Genomic DNA, 17,236 nt, shown 5'->3' with positions numbered 1-17,236 from the left:
GCCTCCGTCAAAGTGGACTCTTCTTAAATCCCAAAACTAAACTCCTGCCACAGGAGTGCTCGGCTCATTCCAGCCCATTAAATTGTAAAAAGCATAACGCCAGATACCAATTTCTTCATGTAAGACCATATCGAATGCAAGAAATGACATCGCTGAAGAAGACATATTTGTATGCGTCGTTTTCAGATATACCGCAGCGACAGGCTCAGGATGAACGCCAAAATGCGCCAAATAGAGCAAGTCGCGTTTTATGATCGGCGCTGCTTGAAGCAGAACAGTCTGAGATGGCTTGATATTTTTCAGAATGACAGCCGTATTTTTCGCATTCTGCCATGTGTTGCGGCTATTCTCATCAAGAAGGATATCTCTAGGGTTAATACCGGCCTTTTCGAGTTCTCTCGCTATGATTGCGGCTTCCGATACGCCCGTTCGTGCAACATCAGCGCCACTGGCAATGAATGTGCACTTCAAGCCAGCTTGAACACACTCATGGTTCGCGCGAACTGCCGCCAATATTGGCCCATAGGAAAACAGAAGGGGTTCCACGGTCTTTTGACCGATCTCATCAACGGATTGCGTTCCCGTACCGAAAATAAGAAATGCTGTATTGTCTTTGATCGAGGATTGCATTTTTGATGAATAAGGAGATTGCAAACGATGCAGCAGGTAACCGGGCAAAAAATTTGACGCAATCGAAATATAAAGAATGGTGCCAGCCGCAATAAACAAAAAGCTTATTTTTCGAAATTTAAAATTCCAAAAAAGAAACCCGGCAATAATTAATGCTATATTTAAGTTGAGTGCCATAAAAGCCCCCTTAATAAATCAAAGTTTATATCGTTCTATTCCAGGCACTGCCTCAGTGACAAACCCGCTTTTGTTAAAACTGAAACAGTCTGGATACCCCATAGTTTTGGCATTATTTTGCCAGGACTCCACACGAAAAAGGGCCCCGTTTCCGGGACCCTTTTAAGTTATCTATTCTTGATTATAACGCGTTACCACTTCACTTTGAAGCCAGCTGTAGCCTTATATGCGTAGCTATCCGCAAAATGATTAAGTGAGGTGTTGATAGTGCCTTCGCCATAGATGGCATATTTACTATCCGCCCAGGCATATGTCCCACCAAAGCCGACGCCAGCCCATGTCCGGTCATTGTCAGTATCAAACTTCACGCCTGCCACCTTGACTGATGAACCGCTGAGCATCTCCTGATAGAGATTGGCAATACCATAGACAGTGGTATTGACCATCAGACCATCTTCACCCTTCCAGTCATTTCGATAGTTTGCGGCAAGCCCCAGACGACCGGTCAGACTGTCAGTATCATTGGTGCTAACACGCGCACCCCAGACATCGTTGAATGAATCGGCATTAATCGAAGACCACATCAACTGAGCCTGTGGAGTCAGCGACCAGCTTGGGGCCATATCAATACGCTGTCCGACTTCAACGCTCATCGCGTAACCTGTCGCCTTGCGACCATTGGCAAGACCGGTATTGGCTGTCCAAGAATCGAGGTCACTGTTGAACCAGGTCACCTGACCCTGTGTATCGACATAGAAACCATTATTACCATACCAGGTTGCGGTTGCTCCAAGGCTCCAGGCATCGGTGGTGATGGTTCCATCGCCGGAGTCGGACGAAACATCAGCCTTGCCATGGCCGTACTGGCCGTTGATTCCAGCAATCAGTCGTCCGCTTTCGCTTTCATAGAACTGCCCATCAACACCGGACTGCATGACAAAGGTATTAACGTCCTGCTTCATGCGAGCTGCCGAAGAGTTCGGCTCCAGACGGTTATGCGCACCTTCAACGCGAGCCCAAACGCCATGCTCGTCGACAACCGCACCAGAGCTCTGACCATCGCCACTGCTACCGTTCAGGTAACGCTCACCAACACGCTGCTGCAACGTTGAAAGCTTGTTGAGCGTCTGCATGCTCGATACATAGCCTTCATAGACCGGAACACCGGCACTATAGCGGGTAGCTGGCGGGTTGACCGGGTGGTTTGGATCAACAGGGTGGTTTGGATCGACAGGGTTGTTTGGATCGACAGGGTTGTTTGGATCGACCGGATTGGTTTCCATATTGCTGGTGAGATACCAGTTGCCGTCTTGCGATGAAGCGGGGCTGTTTTTGCGCAGCGTATAGGCATAGGCACCACCTACAACAGCCTGCTTGCCGTCTTTGGTGACGTAATCGCCTGCCAGCTGGAAGTCACCATCCGATTTGCCACCAACATTGATAATCTGAATGCCGTTAACCGTCTTGGCACCAACACCATTCTGATTGTGGATCCGCAACGTTGTCTCACCCGATGTGTTACCGCCAACCTTGAGCATGTCCGTTGCGGAATTATCGTCGCCGAGAACTGTATTGAGAACGAGCGTTCCGTTCTGCCCGGTGTAGTCGCCCTTGACATTCAACCGTGCACCAGCGCTTCCCGAACTGGTGATCATGCCAGCATTGGTCAAAGATGCGACGGTGCCGCTGAAGCCACCAATGTCGAGGCTGCCCTTGTCTGCAATGCTATAGGCGGATGCGTCACTCAAAGCCTGATTTGAGCCAATATGCAACTCGCCGCTAGCGATATTGGTCGCGCCGCTATAGTCGGAAGTGCCATCCAGAAGCTGCGAAGCACCATCCAGTGTCAGACCGCCAGAGCCGGTCAATGTGCCAGAGAAATGATCGCCCATCGTCAGGGTCAGATCACCGCCGGTCAACTTGACAGTGCCATCGCCGCTCAGACCTGCAACCTTGGTGTTGAAGCCGTTCAGATCGGCAGTTCCGTCTTTTGCGACATTCAATGTGCCCGTACCGAAGGCGACATCGGCGATGCCTGCCTTTGCAATGCCCTTCTGAACATCAAGGCCGCCCGTAAAGCTGTTGGCACCGGAGAAATTGACCTCACCGCCACCCATCTGCACAACCCGGCCATCACCGCTGATCACGCCACCAAAGCCGACATTGCCACTATGGTTGAATGCAAATGTGCCGTTATTGCTCACATCGCCGGTAATGCTGCCGCCATCATCAAGCTGCAATGTGCCGCCCCCAATGTTGGTGCCGCCGGTATAGGTATTGGCCTTTGTCAGAATTATCGTGCCAGAACCGAACTGGTTGAGACTACCGGCACCGCTGACCGTATGATCGAAGGTAAGAGTGTCCGTGCGGTTAAAGGCAAGCTTTGCATTCGCATCAACGGTCACATCACCAGCAACACTACCGGTTGTGCCTCCGTTGCCGATTTGCACAGTACCCGCTGCGATCCGCACATTGCCAGTATTGTCACCGGTCAGTGCCAGTGTGCCATTGCCCATCTTGTAGAGCGCTGCCGTTGGATCGCCAGCGGTATGATCAAACTTACCGGCAAAGACGCCGTCATCATCCGAAGCGACTGTCAGGGTTTTTGCTTTGGTGTGAATGGTGCCATCACCCGCAAGTCCACCGACAGTTATATTGTGCGTTGTCAGATCGACAACACCAGGTGCGTTGACGGTAAGAACCCCCGTGCCGAAAGCAAGGTCATCGGAACCTGCGTTAACTATACCTTCAGCCACTGTGAGACCACCGGTGAAGCTGTTATCGCCGCTCAGTGTGAGTGTGCCGGAACCCGTGTGCACGACCGAGCCTTCGCCGGTGATTTGGGCTGTAAAGTTCTGCGTATCATTGTGATTGAACGCCAAGGTGCTTTTGGTGTTCACGTCGACCTTGGTGGATGCCAGCGTGCCCATTGCGCCGCCTGCACCAAGCTGCAATGTGCCGAGGCTGATTTTGGTGTCACCGGTATAGGTATTGGCACCGGTCAGAATGAGCGTGCCTTTGCCGGTCTTGTTGAGACCATTTGTACCCGCGATCACAGCACTGATCGTCGCTTTGGTTGCATCGCTGCCTGCTGAGCCATCGCCCACGCGAATAATCGGGGCCGTGTTGCCATTTGCGAGGGTCAGCGTGCCGCCGCCCATCGTATAACCGTCAACGGCAAACTGCATACCCGCAGCGCCGACCCCTGCTGGAGCAATGGTCACTGTACCGGCAGTTCCGCCAAAGATTGCGAACTGGGCGTCGACCCAAGGGCCGTTCGCTGTGCCGTTTTCATTTGTCCAGTTGTTGCCGGTTCCCCACGTGCCAGTGCCGCCATGAACAGTGCCGTCACCTGTCGTGTTGGCACCATTCCAATAGCCCAGAGTCAGACCACCTGTGTTGGTGAGGGTAACGTCATGTTGCCCGACAGTAAGCGATATATTGGCAGCTTCAATCGCAGGATCCACAGTGCCGATTGTCAGATTAGTATTGGTCACAACACCGTCAGCGTGGAAGACGTTGTTAACGCCGATGCCAAAGCCACCATCATCGCTGATGTTGAGGGTGCCTCCGACGGTCAGATCGCCAGTGACATTGAACATTGCATCGGTGTCTGCACCCATGGCAACATTTGTCTTGCTGTTCGTATCCAATTTGAGGTCGCCGTTGAATTGAAGCGTCTGGCCTGAGACGCCAGAAAGTGTGCCGCCCACAATATGGGTATTGCCCGTGATGGTGCCATCGCCATCAAGTGTCCCATTTTCCGAGACCTGCACAGCACCGCCCAGCTTGCCATGCAAGGTGAATGTTCCCCCAAGGACATTGGTTGCGCCTGTATGCGCAGAACCATCACCATTATAGACCAGCTCGCCATCGCCGTTCTTAATGAGGTTGCCTGCACCCGTGATGGCACCATTGAGCGTTAAGGTTTTATCCGTCTTCACGAAGCCGCCATTGGCACCAAAGTCAAATGTGCGGCCAGAGGTGAAGGCTGCGGTGTTGTTCAATGCGCCGCCATTGAAAGATAGCGCGCCACTTGCTGCACCCAAGGCTGCATCGGAGGCAACGGCAATGGTACCGGCATTGAGTTTGGTGCCGCCGCTATAGGTGTTGACACCGCTCAATGTCAGCGTGCCAGAGCCAAGCTGGACAACATCGCCCGTGCCGGAAATGACGGTGTCGAACTTATAGGCATTGGAGCGGTTGAAGGCGAGTGTGCTGTTGTTGGTTATGTCGGCGTAGAGAGACCCCGTCGTGCCACCATCACCCAATTGCAGCGTGCCGCCGCTGATGTTTACAGCACCGTTAAACTTACCCTCAGTGCTATCGCCCGTCAGCTTCGTGACGCCGGCAAGCTGATTGATTGTCGAGAAGTAAGAAGCCTTAGTGGAAATGGCCGCGTTAAAAACCGTGTCGCCCGTATGGTTAAAGTTGATGATTGGTCCAGGAAGCCCTGCTATGGGGACACCGCAACCAGAGCACAGATTAGAAGCGTCGAGTGTTCCGGCAGCGGTTGGCGCCTGACCAGCGGCCGCACCAATATTGATGACACTCGCATTGAACATTTGGAATGCGCCTGTATTCACTTTCACGACCGCGCCATCGGCGATGGTCAGCACGCCTTGTTCCTGCCCCCAGGCAGTAGTAGCCATCGGCGCCTGGGTTCCTATTATCAACGCGTTAGTCGTTAGCTCTGTGCCAGCGCCCGTTACAATAACCTCGCCATGGCGAGCACCTTCGGGGTTAGGATCAGAGCCAGAACCGATGAGAAAGTTTCCATTCCGACCTGGCTTTACAGCATCAACCTTGGCACCATCCTCAATGCGCACAGAAGCGGACACATTGCTACTTCCACCGACAGCGATACCACCAGTCTTAACAGTTGTGCCCTGTCCGGTGACAAGCATGCTTGCCGTTCCCGGATTGGTAAAAGTGCCTTTGTTTTTGGCAAGGGTAACGCTGTACTCCCCCAAGTCCAACGAAGCCCCGTTGCGTATAATAAGCTGGTCATTGCTGCCATTGCCTATCCCCATCGAAATGCCACCAAGCTCAACCTTTGTGCCAGCACCGTCGATGGTGAAGGTGGAATTGTGCCCCGTGGCACCCTTCTCGCCAAAACTGAAAGTTTGCTCGGGGTCCGTTATGGTTGCACCGCCCGAGACAGTCAGGGTTGAATTCTCATTGACGCCCATGGTGATGGGGCCATCAGGGGTCCAGTTGGTGGTGCCTGTGACGGGCGCAGGCGAGAGATCGCCACTATAGGTAATCGCCGGATCAGCAAAAGCTGCCGTGGCACAGAGGCCACTGACTGCGAGTGTCAGCGTGGAAACCCCACATAAAAGCAACGTGCGCCCCGCCATACGCGACTTTGCACCGGCAGCATTGCGCAGTCTCATGTTTTGCTTATCCGTCATGTCGATTATCCATCTCCGTTGCTCGGGCTTTGTCTGGCCAAAACGACCGGCCCCGCATGCTTTTCTGCAATCTTATGCTCCCGCAACCGCTTGTTTTCGAAAAACAAAAGGCAACAGGTCCAATATATCAATAACGAGTCTTGTACATTCAGCCGCCCTTTAAGCAGACGAACAGAATAAAAAGCAAGCTGAATCACAATTCAAAAACCGAAATGACAATAAGATCATAAATATTTATTTGTCAATTCGTGTAGAAAATTGCTAGCTATATCTAATATTCTTCATATATATACCAATAAATAATAGTTACTATGTTTTTACATGCTAAAATAAGAATTGCTATTATGAATTGAATTTATTTGAGAATCCGATCAGCGGTTTGCAAAAAGCCCGAAACATTGAAGCATCACCACCCGCAGCTCAAGCGCAGAAAGGGGGCTATGACCCGCCCATGCGCTGTGACATTGAAGCATCACCCCCACATCATTTTGAAGGCGCTCCCTTGAGGGCCATTTCCCGCTTTGATTGCGTTGTTGGAAATATTCCCGCATTTGTTTACACGCTTTATCCTCAAGCGCACCGCAAAGCTTTGGAGCTTGCCACATGCATCAACTCCGCGCATCCTTTGCCTGCACGACATGATTTGTGGAGAGACCCAATGGACCAGCCAGCCTATGATCTCGAATTCGGCGAAATGATCCGTTGGCTGAAACAACATAAGCTCATTCTGCAATCCGATTTGGAAGGCAATGCAGAGCTATCGACGCACGCCGAACGCATCGGTCGAAAACGTCGGCGGGAGGCCGGGAATTCAACCGAACCAAGACATAAAGAACACAGATCAAATTAACCTGACACGGCAAAAGGAGGAGGGAAAAGATGCGCCGCAAAGGGCTCATATCTTTTGGACGACAGGGCGTATTTTACCGGCTGTTTTTCGTATGCGCCGCATGTGCCGTTCTCAGCAGCGTGGTGAGCCAGCATGGTGACAGCAGCTTCTGGCGCTCTGTGCATTATCTCACCAAGCCGACGGCAACACTGCTTCTGCTGTGTGCGATCCTCAATGCCCCGCGCCTGATTTCAAAGGCTTATGGCTTTGCCATTGCAACGGGCCTCGCCTTTGCCGCAGCCGGTGATTTTTTCCTTATGCTTCCCGGCGATTATTTTCTGGCCGGTCTGATCTGCTTTTTCATAACCCATTGCATCTATATTTATGCTCTGTGCCGCAAAGCGCATTTTACTCAGCATAAACGCGTTCTCATTGTCTTCGCCGCGCTTTCAATCGCTATCATTGCCGGTTTGTGGACGGGCATACCAGGCGCGTTAAAAATACCTGTTGTGATTTATGCAGGCGCAATTGGCCTTATGGGCGCGCAGGCTTTCAGCCGCGCACTCTCAACCGCGTCTGAAACCATCGCGCATTACAGTGCGTGGCTTGCAGCGGCTGGCGGGTTATTCTTCATGTTAAGTGATACATTGCTTGCCTTTAACCGCTTCCACACACCCATTCCGCTTTCTGGACTCTGGGTTCTTGGCACCTATTATGTGGCGCAATTCCTTTTTGCCCGCTCAACTGAGAATTTTGCCTATGAACGCTGATCAAGCCCTATCGCAGCCGCAGCAATTGCAGACCACCTTTGAGCGCTTGCGACAAAACTGGATCAGCCATCGCCCCGCCTATGAGCAGCGCGTGGATGATTTGCGCCTTCTGCGCAAAACTCTCCATGAACGCCTTGACGATATGGCAAAGGCTGTCAGTGCGGATTTCGGACACAGATCTGTGCACGAAACCTTGCTGGGCGAAGCAAGTGTTGTTTTCGCCGAAATTGACGAGACCATCCATCATCTCAAACGCTGGATGAAGCCGCAGCGCCGCAAGGCCGGCTGGAAATTATGGCCTGCGAAAGCGGAGGTGCGTTTTGTGCCGCTTGGCGTGGTCGGTATTATTTCGCCGTGGAACTATCCGGTCAATCTGGCACTGGCGCCGCTTGTGGCAGCGATTGCTGCCGGAAATCACGTCTTTCTCAAACCCTCCGAGCACACGCCTCAGACCGCCGCATTTTTACGCCGGCTGATTGGCGACGTCTTTGCTCCAGAAAGAGCAGCGGTTGCGCTGGGGGATGCCAAATTGTCAGCGGCTTTCTCCGCTCTGCCCTTTGATCATTTACTTTTTACCGGCTCGACGGCTGTAGGCCGAAAAATCATGAAAGCCGCCGCTGAAAACCTCACGCCGGTCACGCTTGAGCTTGGTGGAAAATCGCCAGCAATTGTCAGTGACAGCGCCAATCTCAAGCGGGCTGCGGCATCCATTGCCACCGGCAAATATTTCAATGCAGGCCAAACCTGCATAGCGCCAGATTATGTGCTGATCCATCACAGCAAGCGCGATGCGTTTGTGGCCTTAATGCGTGAAGAAACGCAAAAGCGCTATACGGGATATTCAGCATCCGCCGATCGCACGACAATCATCAATGACATGCAATATGCGCGCCTTTCCGGTCTGCTCGAAGATGCGAAGGACAAAAGCGAAGCCATTATTCCGCTTCTTGAAACATCTCCCACACAAAGCCATACGCGAGCGATGACGCCTGCGCTCATTCTTGAACCCCACGCCGACAGCGCGATCATGAATGAGGAAATTTTCGGCCCGCTGCTGCCCGTTCTGAGCTATCGCTCCATTGATGAGGCCATTGCCATTATGCTCGCACAGGAGCGTCCACTGGCGCTTTATTGTTTCAGCGACAACACAGCTGAAATCGAAGCCGTGCTTTCACACGTGGTTGCAGGCGGTGTCTGCATTAACGACACGCTCTACCATTTTGCTTGCGGTGATCTGCCTTTTGGCGGGGTTGGCCACAGTGGCATGGGCCATTATCATGGCAGGGATGGCTTTTTGACATTCTCAAAGGCCATGCCGGTGCTGACAAAATATGCGCCAGCGCCCACCGATTTGATCAAGCCGCCCTACTCCGGCCTCACGGACCGTATCATTCGCTTCATCACAAGATAGAAAACAGATACTGTTCAAACTGTAAAATGCCCTATTTATATGAGAATTGTTCAAAATCCGGCAAACAACGAGGCAGTCACGGGTGCAGAAGAAAAAAGACCCAGGTCGCATTTCAAAGAAGATATTGACCGCAATCCGCAACAGGCCCGGATTCCGACCGCCTCATGCCAATGTCGCTGAGGGCGACATTGTGATTGCGTCCTATAATGTGCACAAATGCATTGGTGTCGATAAGATCTTTGATCCACAGCGTACGGCCGATGTTATCAGTGAAATTGATGCCGATGTGATTGCATTGCAGGAGGCCGACAAGCGCTTTGGTGAGCGCTCGGGCCTGCTTGATCTCGGCCTGCTCGAAAAGCGGCACGGCCTTGTGCCGGTCCCCATCACCTCAACCATGCCCAAAGGCCATGGCTGGCATGGCAATGTGTTGCTGTTTCGCGAAGGTGTGGTGCGCAATGTCCGGCAATTATCGCTGCCCGGCGTAGAACCGCGCGGTGCACTGGTTGCCGATCTGCAATTTGCCACAGGTCCGTTGCGGGTCATCGCGGCCCATTTGGGACTTTTGAAACGGTCGCGCGAACAGCAGGCCGAAAGCATCCTCTCCGCCTTGCAGGAAGCCGATACGCTGCCGACGCTGTTGATTGGCGATCTCAATGAATGGCGTATCGGCAAACGTTCATCGCTGGCCTCATTGATGCCGACCTTCAACCATGTCGCGACCGCCGTGCCAAGCTTCCCCTCGCGTTTTCCGGTCTTTGCACTGGATCGCGTTCTGGGAACGCCGCATAATCTGGTGACATCTGTAGAAGTGCACAACACGCCGCTTGCACGCATCGCATCGGATCATCTGCCAATCAAAGCCCATCTTGACCTCAAGACAGCCACACACCTTCTGGAAGAATTCAACCCGTCACTGCTGACCAGCAATTCTACTCTTGAGACCTAAAGTGTTTCCTGTTTCGATTGAAGCATTGAAAATGCTTTGCCTGTTGTTTTCACGCATTATTCCGCGCAAAACCGCTACGCACTTTTGCTGGAAATGCTCTTTTGCTCACGCATTATCCTGCGCAAAAGCCGCTACGCACTTTTGCTGGAAATGCTCTTTTGCTCACGCATTATCCTGCGCAAAACCGCTGCGCACTTTTGCTGGAAATGCTCTTTTGCTCACGCATTATCCTACGCAAAACCGCTACGCACTTTTGCTGGAAATGCTCTTTTGCTCACGCATTATCCTACGCAAAACCGCTACGCACTTTTGCTGGAAATGCTCTAAAGATAAGGCGACCCGAGCCAAATAATACGATCAATCAGCCGCTCATAAAATGGGCGACTTTTGAGGCGCGCAAGGTTCACTTCACGGCTGGTTTCGATCGCTTTTCCGATTCTTTCTTCTACCTGAAGGGCTATGTCCCGATCCAGAATTTCCATATCGATCTCAAAATTCAGCCGAAGCGAACGCGCATCCAGATTGGATGAACCGACATAAGACCAGGCGCTATCAATGGTCATGAGCTTGGAGTGATTGAAAGCGCCGCCCGCGCGCCAGATGCGGCAGCCGCCCTGAAGCAGCTGATCGAACTGTGCACGCATGGCACGATCCACCAGCTTGAGATTATTGACACCCGGCACAACCACATCGACCGATACGCCACGTCGTGCCGCTGTGACCAGCGCACTGATCAATTCACGATCCGGCAGAAGATAGGGTGACATAATCAGGATATGCTCCTGTGCAACCGAAAACGCACCCATCATCATGCGATGGTTGGTTTCAATATTCTTGTCCGGCCCCGACCCGACAATGCGGATAAGCTTGCCCGTTCCAGGCGGATCCTTGGGCGCGGCAATGCTCCATGCGTCACCCGTCAGCAACTCGCCCGTTGCAAAGCGCCAATCCTCGGAAGCCACATGAAACAAATCAGCGATCGCCGGGCCTTCGACGCGAAAATGCGTGTCAAAGGCCACCGCGTCGCCAGCAATGGCCTGCACGAAAGCACCGCGAATATTCATGCCGCCGGTAAAGGCAAGCTTGCCGTCAATGATCAGTATCTTACGGTGTGTGCGCAAATTCGCATAAGGCAGACGCAGCCCCATGATGATGTTGCCATTGAACACATCAACGGCGATATTTTTTTGCTTCAAAAGGCCGACAATGCTTGGAATGGAATAGCGCGCACCGACTGCATCGACCAGAACGCGAACTTCCACACCCCGTTTAACCGCATTCTCCAGAGCATCGGCAAATTGCTGGCCAATGGCATCGCGATCAAAAATATAGGTTTCGAGCATAATGCTGCGCTCGGCTTTGCCAATGGCTTCAAGCATTTGCGCATAGGCTTCGTCGCCGGTTTCCAGCATTTGAATGGTGTTGCCACTGGTGAAATCATAAAGGCTGACGGTGTCGCCGAGAATTTTCATCGCGCCAAATTGTTGGCCAAAGGCTGCACGAACACGATCATTGGTCGTATCGAAATGCGACAGGTGATAAAGCGCGATATTGCCCATGTCGCGCTGATGGCCAAGCGTGCTACGCCTGATGCGGTTGACGCCCGCCAAGGCATACACGACCGCTCCAACGATCGGCGAAAGCACAATAACACCAACCCAGCCAAGCGCAGTGCGCACCTCGTCTTTGGTAAGCGTTGCATGGATGGCAGCTATCGTGCCCAGGATTATGGACACGGCGGCGAGGATATGTGGCCAATAGTGCGAAAGAATATCAAACATGACCTGACCTTACCCCATAAATCAACGCAACAGCCAAGAGATATAGTGGAACCGCCGATCAGCCAACAATGTTTTCTCGATCTGCCCAAACTCTTTTAGGACCACTGTTCAACCGAATGTTTTCCTTTATATTAGCGGCGGGACTGGAAATTAGAGGGACATCACATGGCAACAACTCAGAGTAATTTTAATCCGGCAAATCTTCCGAGCGAACTTTCGTCCAAATGGGGCTGGTTTGTCGCACTTGGCGTTGCATTGCTCATTCTTGGTGGCATTGCGTTCGGCAATCTCGTTCTGGCAACGGTCGTCTCCGTTTATTACGTTGGCATTATGATGCTGACTGCGGGTGTGATTGAAATCATCCACGCATTCGGCGTGAAAAGCTGGGGAAGCTTTTTCTTCTGGCTCTTGAGTGGTCTGCTCTATGCCGCAGCTGGAATCGTTGCCTTTATCAATCCAATTCTGGCCGCTGGCGTTCTGACATTCCTGCTTGCAGCAGCCCTTCTCGGTGCAGGTATTTTCCGTATCTGGATGGGCTTTCAGTCAAAACCTGCCGCCGGTTGGGGCTGGATTGTTGCGGCAGGCGTTGTCACCGCACTTGCCGGATTGGTCATCGCATTTCAGTGGCCGGTCAATAGCCTGTTCATTCTCGGCCTTTTTCTCGCAATCGATCTGATCTTCCAGGGCTGGTCGTTCATTGCTTTCGGTCTTGGCATCAAGCGCTAAAATCTGAACGCGAAAGCCTCAAAAGCGGCGTATCCCACGCCGCTTTTTCATTTCAACTCGACCTTTTCATCAAGGACTGCTAGATGCTGCGCACAATCTTCGCAGCTGCGTGTCGCGCCGCCCACCCTTTGCCATTACGAGTTTCTTCATGCCCGCTGATCATCCTGTTTCAAAGCGCCGTACCTTCGCGATCATCGCGCACCCGGATGCTGGTAAAACCACGCTGACCGAAAAGCTGCTGCTGTTTGGTGGCGCCATCCAGCTCGCCGGTGAAGTGAAAGCCAAAAAGGATCGCATCCAGACCCGTTCGGACTGGATGAACATCGAACGCGACCGCGGTATCTCCGTTGTCACTTCGGTAATGACATTTGAGTATAAGGATTGCATCTTCAACCTGCTCGATACGCCGGGCCACGAAGATTTTGCCGACGACACCTATCGCACGCTGACCGCTGTGGATTCTGCCGTCATGGTCATCGATGCCGCAAAGGGCATTGAACCACGCACGCTGAAGCTCTTTGAAGTGTGCCGTATGCGTGACATTCCAATTGTCACCTTCATCAACAAGATGGACCGCGAAGCACGCGATCCACTCGAAATCCTTGATGAAATTGAAGAAAAGCTGGCGCTTGATACAGCGCCGATCACCTGGCCTATCGGTTCGGGCAAAAGCTTTGCCGGCACTTATGACCTACACAACGATACCGTGCGCCAGAAAGATGCCGAAGAGCACCCCACCAAGGTCAGCGGACCGGAAGAAGCCGCGAAGCTTCTGCCTGAAAATGAACGCGAAGCATGGATTGAAAGTGTGGAACTTGCGCGCGGCGTCTGCCGCCCGTTTGATCTTGCGTCCTTCCGTGAAGGCCACATGACGCCGGTTTATTTCGGTTCGGCACTCAAAAATTACGGCGTGCGCGATCTGATCGAAGCCTTCTGCGACTTCGGCCCTTCCCCACGCGATCAGCAGGCCGACACCCGCATGGTCGGTGCGACCGAAGACAAGATGACCGGCTTTGTGTTCAAAATTCAGGCCAATATGGACCCGAACCACCGTGACCGTATTGCCTTCCTGCGCGTCTGTTCGGGCAAGCTGTCACGCGGCATGAAGGCCAAGCTGGTGCGTACAGGCAAGCCGATGAGCCTGTCTGCGCCGCAATTCTTCTTTGCACGCTCCCGCCAGATTGCTGACGAAGCCTTTGCGGGCGATGTTGTGGGCATCCCGAACCATGGCACATTGCGTATTGGCGACACGCTGACCGAGGGGGAAGATATCCTGTTCCGCGGCGTGCCAAACTTCGCACCGGAAATCCTGCGCCGCGTCCGGCTTGATGATGCAATGAAGGCAAAGAAACTGCGTGAAGCGCTTCAGCAGATGGCGGAAGAAGGCGTCGTGCAGCTCTTCGTGCCGGATGATGGTTCACCGGCAATTGTCGGCGTGGTTGGCGCGCTGCAAATTGATGTTCTGACCGAACGTCTCAAGATCGAATATTCTCTGCCCGTTGGCTTTGAAATGTCGCGTTTCTCGATTTGCCGTTGGATTTCGGCAGATGATCCGGCAGAACTCGACCGCTTCATTGCCGCACACCGCGCCGACATTGCGCATGATCTCGACAATGATCCGGTATTTCTCGCGCAGAACGGCTTCTCGCTCAACTATGAAGCCGAGCGTTGGAAGGCAATCCGCTTTGACACGATCAAGGATTATCAGGTGCGCGATAAAGCCTGATCAACCCCTTACTCCATCCGCAGATGCGTCAGCTTCTGCGGATTTCGGATCAGATAGATCGTTTGGACTAGCCCGGCTTCGATCTGAAGAGCTGCCACTTGCGGCAAACCATCTGCTTCAAGGCTCATATGGCCGGGCAAACCATCAAACAGCGCGAAATGATGGATGGCAGGCACCTGCCCACAAGCCTTTCGAGCGATCCCTTCATAAAGCCGCATAATCTTTTCACGCCCATATATCGGGTTCAGCGCCGCATTGCGGATACCGCCGCCATCGGAATACATCACGACATCTTCCGCGAGAAGACCTTTCAGCGCCGTCATGTCACCGCTGCGGGACGCCTGAAAGAAAGCCTCGGCAAGTGTGCGCCCACGATCCTCGGGCATGGAGAACCGTGTCTTCTCCTGCCGGACATGGCTGCGTGCGCGGCTAGCCAACTGGCGACAGGCCACAGCATCGCGATCAAGCACGCGCGCAACCTCGTCAAAACCCATATCGAACACGTCATGCAAGAGAAATGCTGCCCGCTCCAGCGGCGACAGACGGTCGAGCGCCAACATCAGTGTCAGCGTGATGTCATCGCTGTGATCTTCCTCATGCTCGACAAGGGGTTCAGGCAACCATGTGCCGGGATAAGTCTCGCGCCGCACACGGGCAGATTTCAGATGGTCGAGCGCTAGACGGCTGACCACGCGCGTGAGCCAGCCCTGCGGCTCACGGATGGTTGCCCGATCCGCAGCACTCCAGCGCAACCATGCATCCTGCACAATGTCTTCGGCTTCGGCATGGGTGCCAACCATACGATAGGCAATGCGAATGAGCCGAGGCCGCAAGGCCTCGAACACATCCGTATCATTTATCGCAAGCTCAGGCGAGGGTTGCATCGGTTTTGACCGGATGAACGAGACGAAAGCCAACGGCAATGCGGTTCCATGCATTAATGGTGGTAATCAGCAGGGTCAGATTGACGATCTCTTCGTCTGAGAAATGCGCTTTCAAAGCATCAAAATCCTTATCCGGTGCGCCCGTCTGCGCCAACAGGGTCAGCGCCTCTGTCCAGCCAAGTGCCGCCCGCTCCCGCGCAGTATAAAGCGGGGATTCACGCCATGCAGCAACCAGATAGAGGCGCTCTTCGGTTTCGCCAGCCTTCCGCGCATCAGCCGTATGCATATAGATACAATAGGCGCAGCCATTGATCTGCGAAGCGCGGATTTTCACCAGCTCATAAAGGCTATATTCAAGCCCTGATGCAGCAACACGCTTTTCCAGCTCCACCATTGCCTGCATGATCTGCGGTGCGAAAGTGTAAGGGGCAAGTCTCTGTTCCATGATTTTTCTCCTAGATGCCGACCAATATCTTGTCGTTCACCATCAGGACGAGATAGCTGCATGGGAATGTGACATGCCCCGCATCAAAAAATCAGTTTTTTGTTTCAAGAAGTGCGGCTGCAATTTTTTCTGCAAGGTTTCGGGCCACGTGCTCCTTGCTCATGTCCGGCCATTCTTCAATGCCAGCGTGGCTTAAGATACGCACACGGTTGTGATCACCACCCATCACATCGCCAGACACATCATTGGCAACGATCCAGTCGGCGCCTTTCTTGTCGAGCTTGCGAGTAGCATTGGCGAGAACGTCCTGCGTTTCCGCAGCAAAGCCCACCACAAGACCGGGGCGCTTGTCGCTATGGCCCACACCCGCCAGAATATCCGGGTTCTCAACCATGCTGAGCGTTGGTGCACCCTCGCCCGGCTGTTTTTTGATCTTCTGATCCGCAGCATTGACTGTCCGCCAATCGGCAACGGCTGCGACCATCACTGCCGCATCAGCAGGAAGATGCTTTTCGACCGCTGCCTGCATTTCGCGCGCGGTCTCGACATGGATGACATTGACGCCCTGCGGGTCGGGGATCGTGACCGGACCAGACACCAGATGCACGGTTGCGCCCAACTGCACTAATGCGCTCGCAATGGCATGGCCCTGCTTGCCTGAGGAACGGTTGGCGATGTAGCGCACCGGATCAATCGGCTCATGGGTCGGGCCGGAGGTCATAACGATCACTTTGCCTGCAAGCGGCTTTGGCTGTGGTGCAAGCAGATTTTCTATTGCCGCGACAATTGTCAGCGGCTCGCTCATGCGGCCTGTGCCCGCCTCTCCGCTTTCCGCCATCTCACCCTTTTCAGGGCCGATGAAATGTACGCCGTCTTTTTCCAGTGTCAGGCGGTTGCGCCGGGTCGCGGCATTGTCCCACATGGCAGGGTTCATGGCAGGCGCCACCAGCACCGGAATTTTACGTGCGAGGAGCGCGGCACTCGCGAGATCGTCCGCAAAACCATTGGCCATCTTCGCCATAAGCCCAGCCGTTGCCGGTGCAACCACGATCAGATCGGCATCACGCGCAAGGCGGATATGGCCGACATCCTGCTCATCTTCGCGCGAGAAAAGATCCGTAAACACATGATCGGCAGCAACTGCGCCAATGGTTAGTGGCGTCACGAATTGTTGCGCTGCATCTGTCATCAACGGGCGCACATGGGCACCGCGCTCGCGCAGGCGACGAATGAGATCCGGTGTTTTGTAAGCTGCAATCCCACCGCTGATGATGAGAAGAATACGCTTATCGCGCAATGAACCGGCAATCGGTGAAGAAACAACAGCAACCGGCTTTGCCTCTTCCAAACCGCCAAGAAGAAGCCTTGCTTCTTCTTCCATGGAGCGGCCGTTCTGGGCGGCTCTCACACGCAGCCGTTCTTTCGCGGCATCATCAAGATTGCGGATTGTAATGCTGGCCATTTGATTGCACCGGATCAATTTCAGTGCAATCA

At 53.4% G+C, this 17,236-nt stretch carries 12 protein-coding genes; 5 read left to right on the top strand and 7 right to left on the bottom strand.

Annotation, left to right across the window (positions count from 1 at the left end; all coding sequences use genetic code 11):
• Nucleotides 1-36 precede the first annotated feature (36 nt).
• The 3 genes from OPR82_RS02700 to OPR82_RS02690 form a co-directional block, all read right to left on the bottom strand.
• Nucleotides 37-807 (bottom strand): YdcF family protein, encoded by a 771-nt coding sequence (locus OPR82_RS02700; protein WP_265982867.1) that lies wholly within the window; start codon nt 805-807, stop codon nt 37-39.
• 191 nt (nt 808-998) lie between these two features.
• Nucleotides 999-6,221, bottom strand: a complete 5,223-nt coding sequence (locus tag OPR82_RS02695; protein ID WP_265982866.1) for an autotransporter outer membrane beta-barrel domain-containing protein — start codon at nt 6,219-6,221, stop codon at nt 999-1,001.
• Nucleotides 6,222-6,592: 371 nt separating this feature from the next.
• Entirely contained in the window at nt 6,593-6,826 is a 234-nt protein-coding gene (locus tag OPR82_RS02690; protein ID WP_265982864.1) for a hypothetical protein, read from the bottom strand.
• 274 nt (nt 6,827-7,100) lie between these two features.
• Between OPR82_RS02690 and OPR82_RS02685 the strand changes: the two genes are divergently transcribed.
• The 3 genes from OPR82_RS02685 to OPR82_RS02675 all read left to right on the top strand — a co-directional run bounded on the left by OPR82_RS02685 (nt 7,101) and on the right by OPR82_RS02675 (nt 10,180).
• A complete protein-coding gene (locus tag OPR82_RS02685; protein ID WP_265982862.1) occupies nt 7,101-7,820 on the top strand; it encodes a lysoplasmalogenase in 720 nt (239 codons plus the stop codon).
• Nucleotides 7,810-9,231 (top strand): coniferyl aldehyde dehydrogenase, encoded by a 1,422-nt coding sequence (locus tag OPR82_RS02680; RefSeq protein ID WP_265982860.1) that lies wholly within the window; start codon nt 7,810-7,812, stop codon nt 9,229-9,231. Before OPR82_RS02685 ends, OPR82_RS02680 begins: the two co-directional genes overlap by 11 nt.
• An 82-nt stretch (nt 9,232-9,313) precedes the next feature.
• Entirely contained in the window at nt 9,314-10,180 is an 867-nt protein-coding gene (locus OPR82_RS02675; protein WP_265982858.1) for an endonuclease/exonuclease/phosphatase family protein, read from the top strand.
• 323 nt (nt 10,181-10,503) lie between these two features.
• On the opposite strand, the gene cls is transcribed toward OPR82_RS02675, so the two are convergent.
• Entirely contained in the window at nt 10,504-11,961 is a 1,458-nt protein-coding gene (gene cls / locus OPR82_RS02670; RefSeq protein WP_265982857.1) for a cardiolipin synthase, read from the bottom strand.
• A 165-nt stretch (nt 11,962-12,126) separates the two neighbouring features.
• Here cls and OPR82_RS02665 point away from each other — a divergent pair, with 165 nt between their 5' ends.
• Nucleotides 12,127-12,687 (top strand): HdeD family acid-resistance protein, encoded by a 561-nt coding sequence (locus tag OPR82_RS02665; protein ID WP_265982856.1) that lies wholly within the window; start codon nt 12,127-12,129, stop codon nt 12,685-12,687.
• 148 nt (nt 12,688-12,835) lie between these two features.
• A complete protein-coding gene (locus OPR82_RS02660) occupies nt 12,836-14,413 on the top strand; it encodes a peptide chain release factor 3 (RefSeq protein WP_265982855.1) in 1,578 nt (525 codons plus the stop codon).
• An 8-nt stretch (nt 14,414-14,421) separates the two neighbouring features.
• On the opposite strand, the gene OPR82_RS02655 is transcribed toward OPR82_RS02660, so the two are convergent.
• The 3 genes from OPR82_RS02655 to coaBC form a co-directional block, all read right to left on the bottom strand.
• Nucleotides 14,422-15,297, bottom strand: coding sequence for a sigma-70 family RNA polymerase sigma factor (locus tag OPR82_RS02655; RefSeq protein WP_265982854.1), 876 nt, complete (start codon nt 15,295-15,297; stop codon nt 14,422-14,424).
• Nucleotides 15,281-15,742 (bottom strand): carboxymuconolactone decarboxylase family protein, encoded by a 462-nt coding sequence (locus OPR82_RS02650; RefSeq protein ID WP_265982853.1) that lies wholly within the window; start codon nt 15,740-15,742, stop codon nt 15,281-15,283. Before OPR82_RS02650 ends, OPR82_RS02655 begins: the two co-directional genes overlap by 17 nt.
• Before the next feature lie 91 nt (nt 15,743-15,833).
• Nucleotides 15,834-17,204 carry a bifunctional phosphopantothenoylcysteine decarboxylase/phosphopantothenate--cysteine ligase CoaBC gene (gene coaBC, locus OPR82_RS02645; protein ID WP_265982851.1) on the bottom strand — a complete coding sequence of 457 codons (1,371 nt, stop codon included), beginning with the start codon at nt 17,202-17,204 and terminating at the stop codon, nt 15,834-15,836.
• Nucleotides 17,205-17,236: the final 32 nt, after the last annotated feature.

The organism is Ochrobactrum chromiisoli (assembly GCF_026241335.1).
Lineage (GTDB): Bacteria > Pseudomonadota > Alphaproteobacteria > Rhizobiales > Rhizobiaceae > Brucella > Brucella chromiisoli.
Note: the sequence above shows the minus strand (reverse complement) of the source record. Positions and strands in the feature narration are given on the sequence as shown.

Bases quoted from the DNA above. Each gene is read 5' to 3' on its own strand.
- OPR82_RS02665 (WP_265982856.1), top strand. From the start codon at position 12,127: ATGGCAACAACTCAGAGTAATTTTAATCCGGCAAATCTTCCGAGCGAA.
- OPR82_RS02685 (WP_265982862.1), top strand. From the start codon at position 7,101: ATGCGCCGCAAAGGGCTCATATCTTTTGGACGACAGGGCGTATTTTAC.
- OPR82_RS02655 (WP_265982854.1), bottom strand. From the start codon at position 15,297: ATGCAACCCTCGCCTGAGCTTGCGATAAATGATACGGATGTGTTCGAG.
- coaBC (WP_265982851.1), bottom strand. From the start codon at position 17,204: ATGGCCAGCATTACAATCCGCAATCTTGATGATGCCGCGAAAGAACGG.
- OPR82_RS02695 (WP_265982866.1), bottom strand. From the start codon at position 6,221: ATGACGGATAAGCAAAACATGAGACTGCGCAATGCTGCCGGTGCAAAG.
- OPR82_RS02700 (WP_265982867.1), bottom strand. From the start codon at position 807: ATGGCACTCAACTTAAATATAGCATTAATTATTGCCGGGTTTCTTTTT.
- OPR82_RS02690 (WP_265982864.1), bottom strand. From the start codon at position 6,826: ATGTGGCAAGCTCCAAAGCTTTGCGGTGCGCTTGAGGATAAAGCGTGT.
- cls (WP_265982857.1), bottom strand. From the start codon at position 11,961: ATGTTTGATATTCTTTCGCACTATTGGCCACATATCCTCGCCGCCGTG.
- OPR82_RS02650 (WP_265982853.1), bottom strand. From the start codon at position 15,742: ATGGAACAGAGACTTGCCCCTTACACTTTCGCACCGCAGATCATGCAG.
- OPR82_RS02660 (WP_265982855.1), top strand. From the start codon at position 12,836: ATGCCCGCTGATCATCCTGTTTCAAAGCGCCGTACCTTCGCGATCATC.
- OPR82_RS02680 (WP_265982860.1), top strand. From the start codon at position 7,810: ATGAACGCTGATCAAGCCCTATCGCAGCCGCAGCAATTGCAGACCACC.